This window comes from Phycicoccus jejuensis (genome assembly GCF_000720925.1).
GTDB lineage: Bacteria > Actinomycetota > Actinomycetes > Actinomycetales > Dermatophilaceae > Phycicoccus > Phycicoccus jejuensis.
This window is the reverse complement of record NZ_JOEE01000001.1, coordinates 730,426-742,047: the sequence shown is the minus strand read 5'-3', so window position 1 is coordinate 742,047 and position 11,622 is coordinate 730,426. Positions and strand designations below refer to the sequence as shown.

General features: G+C 72.6%; 12 protein-coding genes. All 12 read right to left on the bottom strand.

Annotated elements, in window-relative coordinates; translation table 11 throughout:
* Positions 1–151: 151 nt before the first annotated feature.
* Positions 152–886, bottom strand: a complete 735-nt coding sequence (locus tag IG69_RS0103635) for a hypothetical protein (RefSeq protein ID WP_157577321.1) — start codon at positions 884–886, stop codon at positions 152–154.
* Positions 870–1,355 carry a hypothetical protein gene (locus IG69_RS0103630; protein ID WP_030526815.1) on the bottom strand — a complete coding sequence of 162 codons (486 nt, stop codon included), beginning with the start codon at positions 1,353–1,355 and terminating at the stop codon, positions 870–872. Before IG69_RS0103630 ends, IG69_RS0103635 begins: the two co-directional genes overlap by 17 nt.
* Positions 1,352–2,608, bottom strand: coding sequence for an MCE family protein (locus tag IG69_RS0103625; RefSeq protein WP_030526814.1), 1,257 nt, complete (start codon positions 2,606–2,608; stop codon positions 1,352–1,354). The genes IG69_RS0103630 and IG69_RS0103625 overlap by 4 nt, the downstream gene beginning before the upstream one ends.
* Positions 2,605–3,837 carry an MCE family protein gene (locus IG69_RS0103620; protein ID WP_030526813.1) on the bottom strand — a complete coding sequence of 411 codons (1,233 nt, stop codon included), beginning with the start codon at positions 3,835–3,837 and terminating at the stop codon, positions 2,605–2,607. The genes IG69_RS0103625 and IG69_RS0103620 overlap by 4 nt, the downstream gene beginning before the upstream one ends.
* Positions 3,834–5,021 (bottom strand): MCE family protein, encoded by a 1,188-nt coding sequence (locus IG69_RS0103615; protein WP_084696543.1) that lies wholly within the window; start codon positions 5,019–5,021, stop codon positions 3,834–3,836. The genes IG69_RS0103620 and IG69_RS0103615 overlap by 4 nt, the downstream gene beginning before the upstream one ends.
* Positions 5,018–6,043, bottom strand: a complete 1,026-nt coding sequence (locus IG69_RS0103610; protein ID WP_051750195.1) for an MCE family protein — start codon at positions 6,041–6,043, stop codon at positions 5,018–5,020. The genes IG69_RS0103615 and IG69_RS0103610 overlap by 4 nt, the downstream gene beginning before the upstream one ends.
* Positions 6,040–7,071, bottom strand: a complete 1,032-nt coding sequence (locus IG69_RS0103605; RefSeq protein WP_030526810.1) for an MCE family protein — start codon at positions 7,069–7,071, stop codon at positions 6,040–6,042. Before IG69_RS0103605 ends, IG69_RS0103610 begins: the two co-directional genes overlap by 4 nt.
* Positions 7,068–8,366: an MCE family protein gene (locus tag IG69_RS0103600; RefSeq protein ID WP_030526809.1), complete on the bottom strand. Its 1,299-nt coding sequence runs from the start codon at positions 8,364–8,366 to the stop codon at positions 7,068–7,070. The genes IG69_RS0103605 and IG69_RS0103600 overlap by 4 nt, the downstream gene beginning before the upstream one ends.
* Complete coding sequence (locus IG69_RS0103595; RefSeq protein ID WP_030526808.1) at positions 8,363–9,190, bottom strand: MlaE family ABC transporter permease; 828 nt, start codon at positions 9,188–9,190, stop codon at positions 8,363–8,365. Before IG69_RS0103595 ends, IG69_RS0103600 begins: the two co-directional genes overlap by 4 nt.
* Before the next feature lie 5 nt (positions 9,191–9,195).
* Complete coding sequence (locus tag IG69_RS0103590) at positions 9,196–9,963, bottom strand: MlaE family ABC transporter permease (RefSeq protein WP_030526807.1); 768 nt, start codon at positions 9,961–9,963, stop codon at positions 9,196–9,198.
* Positions 9,960–10,931, bottom strand: coding sequence for an ABC transporter ATP-binding protein (locus IG69_RS0103585; RefSeq protein WP_036828735.1), 972 nt, complete (start codon positions 10,929–10,931; stop codon positions 9,960–9,962). The genes IG69_RS0103590 and IG69_RS0103585 overlap by 4 nt, the downstream gene beginning before the upstream one ends.
* 283 nt (positions 10,932–11,214) lie before the next feature.
* A complete protein-coding gene (gene rplL / locus IG69_RS0103580) occupies positions 11,215–11,607 on the bottom strand; it encodes a 50S ribosomal protein L7/L12 (RefSeq protein WP_030526805.1) in 393 nt (130 codons plus the stop codon).
* Positions 11,608–11,622: the final 15 nt, after the last annotated feature.

The window sequence follows — 11,622 nt, the reverse complement described above, 5'->3', positions numbered from 1 at the left end:
GTCAAGCCCCCAGGCTCCCGGTGCGGCCCCCCGCGTGAGCGGGTGACGCGCAACAGGATGACGCCGCCGGGTGCCCGCGTCAAGCGAAACCGCCGTTCCCGGCGTGCCGCGCCGCGCCGGACGGGCCCGCAGGGCGCCCCGGCGGGTCGTGTCAGTAGGCCGAGAGCCGCTCGACGAGCCAGCGTCCGTCGACCTTGCGCATCGTCGCGATGACCCTGTTCTGGTCCACCGACGGCTGCTCCTCGCCCTCGGCCGTCTTGGCCTGGTTGAGGAAGACCTGGACGGTGACGGTGTCCGGGGTCTGCCCCATGACGCCGGCCTCGTAGCTGCGCGCCTGGACCGTCACCTTCTGCTTCTCGGCGACCGGGGCGATGGCCCCGGCCATCGTCGTGGCGTACTCCGTCCGGAACGAGCCGGTGAGCAGGCCGGCGTTGCGCTGCGCCTGGGCGTCGAGGGTCTTCCAGCTGTAGGAGAGCAGCTGCTCGAGGGAGGTGCGCGCGGCCGCGGTCGCCGCGCGGGCGTCGCGCTCGCGGTCCCCGGGGTCGCGCAGCGACACCGTGAGGACGAGCGCGAAGGCGACGAGGGCGAGGACGAGGAGGGTCAGCGGGGTCGCCGCACCGGCCAGCAGGCGGCCGCGGCGCCCGGCGTCGTCGTCGGGCCCCACCGTCCCGACCGGGTCGGCCGGCTCGGGCTCCGCCGAGGCCTCGGGCACCTCCGGCTCGACGACCTCCGGCTCGACGGTCTGGGGCCCGAGCACCTCCGGCTCGACGACCTCGGGCTCCTGGGCCGGTGTCGTCGCGGGCGCGGGCGGCTTCCCCGACGGGCGGCCGTGCCGGCGGCGCTGGCCCGCGACCCGGGGGCGACGACGGTCATCCGACGAACTCAAGGCGCTCCACCTTCCACGTGCCGCCGAGCTCCCGCAGGCCGAGCTTGACCCGGTAGGTCTTGGTCTCGCCGTCCGGGACGTTGGTGTTGGTCGTCGGCGCGACGATGCCGACGATGACCTGCGCGGAGTCGCGGTCTCCCGAGACCAGGGCGGCCTCGGCCCGCTCGACCCGTGAGGTCGACTTGTTCTCGACGACGACGCTGCGCAGGTCGGCGAGGCTCTTGCCGTAGCTGTCGAGGAACTCCCCCGTGGCCCCGTCCTCCACTCGCTTGGTGTCGGCGTCGACCTGCCGGTAGTCGAGCGTCGCGAAGTTGACGGCCAGCTGCCGGCCGGCCGCGAGCGCGTCGCGCTGGGCCTGCTCGAGCTGCCGGCCCTCGTACCAGGCGCGGCCGCGGGTCGCGCCGAGCACGACCGTCGCGACGACGACGAGCGCGACGAGGGCCCACAGGACGCGGACGGTGCGGGTCATCGGGTGGCCTCCTCCATGATCCAGGACAGGCCGCCGCCGGCGGCCGGGGCGACGGGCGCCGAGACCGTGGCCGGCGCCCCGTAGGCGGTGGTCCCCAGCGGGACCGGCTCGGAACCGTACGCCATGGCGTAGCTCGCGCTGCCGGTCGGGCGGGCCCCCGGCGCGTTCTGGGCGCCGCGGACGGTCGAGGCCGAGCCGCGCGGCAGCGAGCACCGGGCGTCGGTGTTGGCCTTCGGCAGCCCGCTCGTCCGGTTGGGGTCGGTCCTCGTCGTGCCCCCGTAGCCCTGCGTGCACGGGCCGGGCGACTGCGAGAGCTGGAGCCCGAAGTGCGCGGTGCCGTCGCCGGGGACGACGGTGTAGCCACCCGCGACGACCTCCGGGTAGGTGATGAGCAGCTGGTCGATGCCGTCGACGCGGGCGCTCGTCACCTGCCCGACCGTCACGAGGTTGGCGAGGAGCGTGGCGAGCGAGGTGCGGTTCTCGGCGACGACGGCCTCGAGCTCGGCGGACGCCACCGCACCGCGGTCGAGGACGACACGCAGGTCGGGGTCGGAGTCGCGCAGCGTCTCGGAGATCCGGGCCAGGTTCCCCGAGAACGTCCTGATCTGCGAGGCGCCGTCGCGCTGGGTGTCGAGCACGACCTTGCCGGAGCGCAGGAGGGCCACGGTGTCGGGCAGCGCCTCGATCGCGCTGCGCGTCAACGCGTCCCCGCCGTCGATGAGCCGGCCGAGGTCGTCGCCGGTGCCCTCGAAGCCGGTGCCGAGCTCGTCGACCACGGTCGAGAGGTCGTCCTTGGGCACCGAGCGCACGGTGCGGTCGACGTCAAGCAGCAGCTGGTCGACGCGCAGCGGGGTGGCGGTGTCGTCGCGCGCGATGACGTCGCCGTCCGCGAGGTAGGGGGCGCCCTCGGCCCGCGGCTGGAGGTCGAGGTACTGCTCCCCCACCGCCGAGCGGTTCTCGACGACGGCGCGGGTGTCGGTCGGCACCTCGACCCCGCTCTCGAGCTTCGCGTGGGCGCGGACGCCGTCGGCGCTGAGCGTCAGGTCCTCGACGCGGCCGACCCGCACGCCGCGGTAGGTCACCTCGGCGCCCTCGAAGATGCCGCCGGAGCTCGCGAGGTCGATGACGACGGTGGGACCGGTGCCGAAGACGCGCTCGGTCAGCCCGACGTAGCTCGCCGAGAGGATCGACGTCGCGACGACGGTGATGACGAGGAAGAGCCCGAGCTGGACCCGGGTCAGGCGACGGATCACGGCTGCCCCCCGGTGTAGAGCGTCGTCCACGAGGCGTCGTCGGCCGCGCCGCCCCCGAGGCAGACCGGCGGGCAGAGCGGGCCGCCCGAGCGCGTCGGCAGCGGCAGGCTTGGGAGGATGGTCGGCACCGGCACCGTGACGGTCGGCAGGACCGTCGGCAGCGACGTCGGCAGGACCGTCGGCAGCGACGTCGGCAGGACCGTCGGCAGCGACGTCGGGAGGATCGTCGGCAGCGCGGTCGGCAGGGGCAGGGTGAGGCCCCGGAGGTCGAGGTCGGCCGTCACGTGCAGGTTCGTGTAGTCGCCCTTGATCGCCTGGAGCGAGGAGTCGGGGAAGGGGTAGGTGAGGAGCAGCTGGAGGCTCTTCGGCAGGTCGTCGCCGGCCTCGTTCAGCTGCGCGAGAACCGGCTTCAGCGCGGCGAGGTTCGCCAGCGTGTCCTCGCGCGAGGCCCGGACGACCCGCGTGCCGACCTTCCCGAGCCGGTCGAGGGAGGTGAGCATCGTCGTCAGCTGCTCGCGCTGGTCGGCGAGGATCGCGAGACCCTTCGGCAGCTCGCGCAGCACGCCCTCGAGCTCGCCGCGGCGCTGCGCGAGGCTCGCGCTCAGCCGGTCGATGCCGTCGATGGCGCGGACGATCTCGGCCTTCTGGTCGTCGAGGCCGCCGACGAAGGTGTCGAGCTGCGTGACGAGGCTGCGGATGTCGTCGGTCCGGCCGCGCAGGGCGTTGTTCAGCTCGGTCTCGATGACCTTGAGCTGGCCCACTCCCCCGCCGTTGAGCAGCATCGAGAGGGCGGCCAGCACCTCCTCGACCTCGGGGTTGCGCCCGGTGCGCTCGAGCGGGATGAGGTCGCCGTCGCCGAGCCGGCCGGTGCCACCACCCTCGGGACGCTCGAGGGCGACGTACTTCTCGCCGAGCAGCGAGGTCTGCTTGAGCTCGGCGCGGGTGTCGTCGGGCAGGTCGCTGGCGGCCGGCACCCGCATCGTCACGCGGGCGGTCCAGCCGTCGAGATCGATGGCCGTCACCTCCCCCACGGTCACCTCGTCGATCTTGACCGACGAGCGCGGGACGAGGTCGAGGACGTCGGCGAACTCGGCCCGGACCGTGATCTGGCGGCCCTCGGTCTTCGGACCCCCGGGCAGCGGAAGGTCGTAGACGCTCGTGCAGCCCGCGAGGACGAGCGCGGTGAGCGCGCCGACGGCGGCGGTGAGGCGGCGGCGGGTCGTGGTCATCCGAGCAGCCCTCCGAGGGTGGGGTCGGCCCCGCGGAGCAGCCCGCCCGTCTCGCCCCGCGAGCCGGTGAGCCCGCCGAGGACGTCGGGCAGCTTCAGGTCGAGGAGGCCGGAGCTCTTGCACAGGTCGGTGTTGCCGGTCCCCGTCGGCCCGGTGATGAGCGAGCAGAGCAGCAGGCCGGGCCGGTCGGTGCCCTGGATGGTCGCCCGGGTGTCGAGCGTGCCCGTCCTCTCGTCGTAGGCGAGCTGGAGGTTGGAGAGCGCGACGGGGGCGTCGTCGAGGGTCTCGGCGAGCGCCTTGCGCTCCTGCGCGACGGCGGAGGTGACGTCGGTGAGGCGCCCGACGTCGTCCGTGAGCACGGCCCGGTTGTCGCGGACGAACGAGGTGACCTGGTCGAGGGCCACCGCGAGGTTGGCCAGCGCCGAGGCGAGGTCGTCGCGCTCGTCGTCGAGGGCGGTGGTGACCGAGGCCAGGTTGTCGTTGAGCCGCCGCACCTGCTTGTCGTTGGCCGCGACCGTCTCGGTGAAGGTGTTGAGGTTCTTCACGGTCGAGAACAGGTCGCCGCGCCCCTCGGCGAACGTCTGCACGGCGCGCGACAGGTCGACCGTCGTGTCGTGCAGCGTCTGCCCGTTGCCGTCGAGGTTGACGGCGCCGGTCTCGAGCACCCGCGAGAGCGCGCCGTCGGCGTTGGCCCCCTGCGGCCCGAGGGCGACCATCAGGTCATCGAGGCTCTGGCTCACGCGGTCGAGCTCGACGGGGACGGCGGTGCGCTCCAACGGGATCCGTGCGCCGTCGCGCATCCGCGGTCCGTCGGTCCAGACCGGCAGCAGCTGGACGTACCGGTCGCTGACGAGCGAGGGCGCGACGATCGCGGCCTGCGCGTCGGCGGGCACCGGGTGGTCGGTCGTCACGTCGAGGTCGACCCGGACGGTCTCGCCGCGCGGCTCGACCGCCGTCACCTGGCCGACCTTGACGCCGAGGATCCGGACGTCCGAGCCGGGGAAGAGCCCGACGGCCCGGACGAACTCGGCGCTCAGGTGCATCGGCTGGGGCCGTGGCCAGGCGACCGCCACGACCGCGACGAGCGCCAGGACGAGGACGCCGGCCGCGAGCGCGACGCGGCGGGGAGTGCGGCGGGCGACGGCGGCCAGGCGGGCGCCACCGGGGAGCGTGCGTCGGGTCATCCGCGCCCCACCCCCCCGACGGGGTTGGTGAGGTTCTGGATGTAGGTGTCGAACCACGGCCCGGTGCCGAGCGTGTTCGCGAAGAGCCGGGTGAACGGGGCCATCGCGCGGATGGTGTCGCGCAGGTCCTGCTCGTGGGCCTGGAGCGTCGCGAGGACGCCCTTGAGCTGCTCGAGCGCCGGCCGCAGCTCGGCCCGGTTGTCCTCGACCAGGCCGGTGACCTGCTCCGCGAGGGCGCTCGTGTTCGTGAAGAGGGTGTGGATGGCCTCGCGCCGCGTCTCGAGCTCGGCCACGAGGAGGTCGGCGTCCTTGATGAGCTTGTCGACGACCGCGTTCTGCTCGGCGACGGTCCCGGTGACGGAGTCGGCGGCCCGGAGCAGCTCGCGCAGCTTCTCGTCCCGGCTCGCGATGGTCGAGGACAGCCGGCCCAGGCCGTCGAGCGCGCCCCGGACGTTCTCGGGGGTGTCCCTGAACTCGGTCGCGAGGACGTCGAGGGAACGCGCGAGCTGGTCGGTGTCGATCCGCTCGGTCGTGCGGGTGAGGTCGGAGAACGCCGTGACCACGTCGTAGGAGGAGACGGTGCGCGACAGCGGGATCTGCGCGCCGACCTTCATCCGCCCGGTCCCCCGCGGCTCGAGGCCGACGTACTTCTCGCCGAGCAGGGTCTTGATCCGTACCGACGCCCCGGTCGAGGGGCCGAAGGCGACGTCCTCGGTGATCCGGAAGTCCACGCGGACGTGCGAGCCCTCGAGGTCGACGCCGGTGACCTTGCCGACGGTCACGCCGGCGATGCGGACGTCGTCACCGTCGCGCAGCCCGCCGGCCTCGGTGAAGGCCGCGCTGTAGTCGTCACCGCCACCGATGAACGGCAGGCTCGACGCGTTGAACGCGAGCACCATGAGCACGACCATGGCGGTGATGCCGGCGAGGCCGAGGCGCAGCGTGTTGCGGTCGCGCGGGGGTCGCCCGGACCGCGCGTGGCGGGCGGACAGGCGCGGCACCCGCAGCCGGGGCGCCCTCACGACCGGCACCTCGCCGCCGCCACGTCGTACCCCAGCCCGCCGGGCGTCTTGCCGGTCGGCAGCAGCAGGTTCTGCACGTCGAAGCGGCAAAGGTAGAAGTTGAACCACGAGCCATAGGTGGCCGTCCGGGTGATCGTCGAGATCTTCGTCGGCGCCTGCCCGATGAACCGCTCGAACTCCTTCGTGTTGGCCGGCTCGTTCAGCGTGCTCGCGAGGTCCCCGAGGTTCGCGATGTCGCTCCGGAGGTCGGGCCGGGCCGCCTGCAGGAGGCTCGCGGTGTCACCGGTCAGCGCGTTGATGTTCGTCAGCGAGTCGCCGATGGCCGTGCGGTCCTCGGCGAGCCCGGACACGAACCGCTGGAGCTGGCGCAGGAGGTCGGCGAACGCGGTGTCGTTGGACTCCACCCTCCCGAGCACGGTGTTGAGGTTGTCGATCGTCCGGCCGATCACCGCGTCGCGGTCCGCGAGCGCCTTGGTCAGGGACGCGGTCTGGCCGAGGAGGCTGTTGATGTCACCGCCCTCGCCCTGGAGGACGGAGATGATCTGCGCGGAGAGCTCGTTGACGTCCTGCGGCGAGAGCGCGGCGAAGAGCGGCTTGAACCCGTTGAACAGGACGGTGAGGTCGAGCGCCGGGTGGGTGCGGGCCAGGGGGATCGTGCCGCCCTCGGGCAGCGGCGTGGCGTCCCCGGGCTCCTGGGTCAGCGCGACGTACCGCTCGCCGACGAGGTTGCGGTACTTGATGGTCGCCGCCGTCCCCTGCGTCAATGTCGAGCTGCGCAGCACCTCGAAGGTCACCTCGGCGCTGACCCGGTCCGTCGCGACCCGGATGTCCCTCACGGTCCCGACGCGCACGCCGGCGATGCGGACGTCCTGGCCGCTGCTCAGGCCCGTGACGTCCGTGAACAGCGCGCGGTAGGTGGCCTTGTCGCCCGGCAGGACGTTGGCGATCGTCGCCGCGAGCACGCCCGTGGCGAGCACGGTGACGACGACGAAGGCGAGGAGCTTGACGAGGCTGGGTCCGGTCCTCACTGGTCGACCACCGCCCCCCGCAGCATCGGCCCGGCGAGGAGGGTCGTGAGCGCCGACGGCTCGCCGTGCCCCTCGGAGGCGAGCGCGATGGCGACGACCTCCTGCTCGGCCTGCGTCCCCGCGAGGCCGGAGTCGACGTTGCCGACGGCGACCCCACCGGGCGCGAGGAGGGCCGAGGGCAGGGCGGAGCGGGCGCTGCCCCCGGTGCCGTCGGCGAAGGTGACCGCGCGGCGCGGGTCCTTCTGGCTCCCGCCGGGCGACGGCAGGCCGCGGCAGGACGGCCCGCGGTCGTCCTGCCAGGCCGGCTCCTGCCCCGGCCGGTAGGCGCTGCGCTGCGGCGGCGTCTCGACGGTGATGTGGAACTGGCCGCCCGCGAAGATCCCCTCGGCCCGCGGGATCCAGGCGACGAGGCCTCGCGCGAGGCAGGGGTAGACGGGCGCGTGCTTGGCGAGGACCTGCAGCGTCGGGCGTTGGACGCGGCCGACCTGGATGATCCGGTCCTCGTTCTGCTCGAGGAAGGACGCCGTGGTGTTGGCGAAGCCGGCCGTGCCGGCGAGGAAGCCCGAGAGCTGGTCCTGCTTCTCGACGATCGTCGTGTTCGTCGTGCGCAGCGCGTTCGCGGCGCGCAGGAGGTCGGGAGCCGCCTCGGCGTAGGTGCTCGCGAGGTCGGCCAGCCCGCTGATGTCCTCCTGGATGAGCGGCAGGCTCGGGTTGAGCTCGGTGAAGTAGCGGTTGACGAGCACGAGGTTCTCGCCGAGCCTCGTCCCGCGGCCGTCCAGCGCGGTCGCGAGCGCATTGAGGGTGGCGGCGAGCTTCTCCGGCCTGACGGTGCGCAGCAGCGGGAGCAGCTCGTCGAAGACGCGCTCGAGCTCGATGGCGACGGACGTGCGGTCCTGCGGGATGACGTCGCCGTCGCGGATCGCGCGGCCGGGGTCGCCGCTCGGCGCGACGAGGTCGACGAAGCGCTCGCCGAAGAGGGTCTTGGGCAGGAGGCGGGCGCTGACCGACGCGGGGACGAGGTCGGTGGAGGCGGGGTCGAGCGCCAGGGTGAGGGTCGCGCCCTGCGGGCTCGAGGCGATCGAGCGGACCTCGCCGACGACGACGCCGCGGATCTTGACGTCGGCGGCCTCCTGGAGCTGGCTGCCGATCCGGTCGGTGCGCAGGGTGACGGTCACGACCTTCGTGAAGACCTTCTCGAAGGTCGCCACGGAGGCCGCGACACCGAGCACGGCGACGAGCAGGAACGCGACGCCGTACGCCCGCTCCCGCAGCCCCGCGAGGAACCCGCCACTCATCCGGCGATCCTCACCGTCGTCGTGGCGCCCCAGATCGCGAGGCTGAGGAAGAAGTCGATGACGTTGACGGCGACGATCGAGGTGCGCACCGCCCGGCCGACGGCCACACCGACCCCGGCCGGGCCGCCGCTCGCGGTGTAGCCGTAGTAGCAGTGGATGCCGATGATGACGACGGCGAAGACGAGGACCTTGGCGAAGGACCAGAGGATGTCTCCGGGGGGCAGGAACAGGTGGAAGTAGTGGTCGTAGGTCCCCTTGGACTGCCCGAAGTAGTCGGTGACGATGAAGCGGGTCGCCGCGTACGACGAGAGCAGCCCGAGGACGTAGAGCGGGATGACCGCGACGAAACCGGCGATCATCCGGGTCGTCACGAGGAAGGGCAGGCTCGGGATGCCCATGACCTCGAGCGCGTCGACCTCCTCGCTGATCCGCATGGCGCCGAGCTGCGCGGTGAAGCCGCAGCCGACGGTCGCGGCCAGCGCCAGCCCGGCGACGAGCGGGACGATCTCGCGGGTGTTGAGGTAGGCCGAGACGAACCCGGCGAACGCGCCGGTGCCGAGCTGGTCGAGCGAGCTGTACCCCTGCAGGCCCACCTGGCTGCCGGTGAAGAAGGCGAGGAAGGTGAGGACGCCGACGGTGCCGCCGATGACGCTGAGCGCTCCGGTGCCGAGCGAGACCTCCGCGAGCAGGCGGACGACCTCCCGCCGGTAGCGGCGCAGGGTGCGCGGGACCCAGCCGACGGACTGCACGTAGAAGCGCATCTGGCCGCTCAGCTCGTCGAGGAGCCGCAGCGGGGCGCGCGTCACGGAGGAGAGACGGGACATCGGCGTCAGATCTTCTGCGGGACGACTTGGAAGTACACGGCGCTGATGACGAAGTTGACGACGAACAGGAGCATGAAGGTGATGACGACGGCCTGGTTGACGGCGTCGCCGACGCCCTTCGGGCCGCCCCCGGCGGTGAGCCCCTTGTAGGAGGCGACGAGGGCTGCGAGCATCCCGAAGAGCAGGGCCTTGATCTCGGCCGTGACGAGGTCGGCCGTCTGCGCGAGGGCGGTGAACGACGCGACGTAGGCGCCGGGGGTGCCGCCCTGGACCAGGACGTTGAAGACGTAGCCACCGGCGACCCCGACGACCGACACGAGGCCGTTGAGGAGGGCGGCGACGAGCATCGTCGCGAGCACCCGCGGCACGACGAGACGCTGGATCGGCGAGATGCCCAGCACCTCCATCGCGTCGATCTCCTCGCGGATCTTGCGCGAGCCGAGGTCGGCGCAGATGGCCGAGCCGCCGGCGCCGGCGACGAGGAGTGCGGTGACGAGCGGCGAGGCCTCGCGCACGACCGCGAGCACCGAGGCCGCCCCCGTGAAGGACTGCGCCCCGAGCTGGCGGGTCAGCGTGCCGAGCTGGAGGGCGATGACGGCGCCGAAGGGGATCGAGACGAGCGCGGTCGGCACGATCGTCACCGACGCGACGAACCAGGCCTGCTGGATGAGCTCCTTCAGCTGGAAGGGCCGCTTGGGCAGCGCCTTCGCGACGTCGAGCACGAGCCCGAAGAACGACCCGGCCTGGCGCAGGCCGTTGGTCACGACCGTCATGCGTCCGCCCCCGGGCGCACGCCGACGATGCCGGCCGTCGTCGAGGCGAAGCTGCCGGGCGGTGGGGTGACGTCGTGCGCGCGGCACCACTCCCCCGCGGTGCGCTCGGCGCGGCGGGGTCGGCCGTCGCTCGTCGGCAGCTGGAGCGGGATCGGCGGCAGCGGCGGCAGCTCCTGGCCGGACTCGGCCGCGAGCTCGTCGGCGTCCTTCTCCTCGGACATCCCGATCGGGCCGACCGTCTGCGCGTTGAGGAACTGCCGCACGACCGGCTCCTCCGAGGACAGGAGCATCTCGCGGGGCCCGAACATCGCGAGGTGCTTGTGGTAGAGCAGCCCGATGTTGTCCGGCACGGTCCGGGCCGTGTTGATGTCGTGCGTGACGATGAGGAACGTCGCGTCGATCTGCGCGTTGAGGTCGACGAACAGCTGGTTGATGTAGCTGGTGCGCACCGGGTCCAGGCCGGAGTCCGGCTCGTCGATGAGGAGGATCTGCGGGTCGAGGACGAGGGCGCGGGCCAGGCCGGCGCGCTTGCGCATCCCGCCGGAGATCTCTCCGGGGAGCTTCTCCTCGGCGCCCGCGAGGCCGACGAGCTCCATCTTCTCGCGCACGATGGAGGCGACCTCCTTCTCGCTCTTGCGGGTGTGCTCGCGCAGCGGGAAGGCGACGTTGTCGAACAGGCTCATCGAGCCGAAGAGCGCGCCGTCCTGGAAGAGCACCCCGAAGAGCTTGCGCACCTCGTAGAGGTCGTCGCCGCGCAGCTGCACGACGTCGCGGCCGTCGATGACGATCGAACCGCGGTCCGGACGGATGAGGCCGACGAGGGTCTTGAGGAAGACCGACTTGCCGGTACCCGAGGGGCCGAGGAGGACGGAGATCTCGCCGGCGGGGAGGGTGAGGGTCACGTCGTCCCAGATGAGCTGGCTCCCGAACCTCTTGGTCAGGCCGCTCACCGCGATCTCGACACCCATGTCGGCCCTTCGTCGTGTGGCGCTTCCGTGCGTGGGCGCCGAAGTTACCCAGTGGTAGGCCCCCGGCGCCGCACCATCAGACCATGGGAGGGACGAGGTCGGCGCTTTGAGCACCTATGGGTTTTCTCAGGTGGACGAATGCCCGCGTCGGCGCCCGGACCCGGCCACGCAGACGGGTTCGGAGCCCTCCCCCCGGGCGGATGGGTGCGGACACGCGAGCGGGGCCCGACCGCGAACGGTCGGGCCCCGCTGGTGCGAAGCGAGTCCCCTCACGGGGACGGGCTCACTTGAGGGTGACGGTGGCGCCGGCGCCCTCGAGCTGCTCCTTGGCCTTCTCGGCCGCGGCCTTGTCGACCTTCTCGAGGACGGGCTTCGGGGCGCCGTCGACGAGGTCCTTGGCCTCCTTGAGGCCGAGGGAGGTCAGCGCGCGGACCTCCTTGATGACGGCGATCTTCTTGTCGCCGGCGGCCTCGAGGACGACGTCGAACTCGTCCTGCTCCTCGGCGGCGGCGGCGTCGCCCGCACCACCGGCGGGGGCGCCGGCGGCGGCGACCGCGACGGGCGCGGCGGCGGTGACGTTGAAGGTGTCCTCGAACTCCTTGACGAACTCGGAGAGCTCGATGAGGGTCATCTCCTTGAAGGCGTCAAGGAGCTCGTCGGTGCTGAGCTTGGCCATGATGGCGTCCTTTCG

Excerpts from the sequence above, each read along its gene's own strand:
- IG69_RS0103630 (WP_030526815.1), bottom strand. The coding sequence starts at position 1,355 with ATGACCCGCACCGTCCGCGTCCTGTGGGCCCTCGTCGCGCTCGTCGTC.
- IG69_RS0103620 (WP_030526813.1), bottom strand. The coding sequence starts at position 3,837 with ATGACCACGACCCGCCGCCGCCTCACCGCCGCCGTCGGCGCGCTCACC.
- IG69_RS0103615 (WP_084696543.1), bottom strand. The coding sequence starts at position 5,021 with ATGACCCGACGCACGCTCCCCGGTGGCGCCCGCCTGGCCGCCGTCGCC.
- IG69_RS0103600 (WP_030526809.1), bottom strand. The coding sequence starts at position 8,366 with ATGAGTGGCGGGTTCCTCGCGGGGCTGCGGGAGCGGGCGTACGGCGTC.
- IG69_RS0103595 (WP_030526808.1), bottom strand. The coding sequence starts at position 9,190 with ATGTCCCGTCTCTCCTCCGTGACGCGCGCCCCGCTGCGGCTCCTCGAC.
- IG69_RS0103590 (WP_030526807.1), bottom strand. The coding sequence starts at position 9,963 with ATGACGGTCGTGACCAACGGCCTGCGCCAGGCCGGGTCGTTCTTCGGG.
- IG69_RS0103585 (WP_036828735.1), bottom strand. The coding sequence starts at position 10,931 with ATGGGTGTCGAGATCGCGGTGAGCGGCCTGACCAAGAGGTTCGGGAGC.
- rplL (WP_030526805.1), bottom strand. The coding sequence starts at position 11,607 with ATGGCCAAGCTCAGCACCGACGAGCTCCTTGACGCCTTCAAGGAGATG.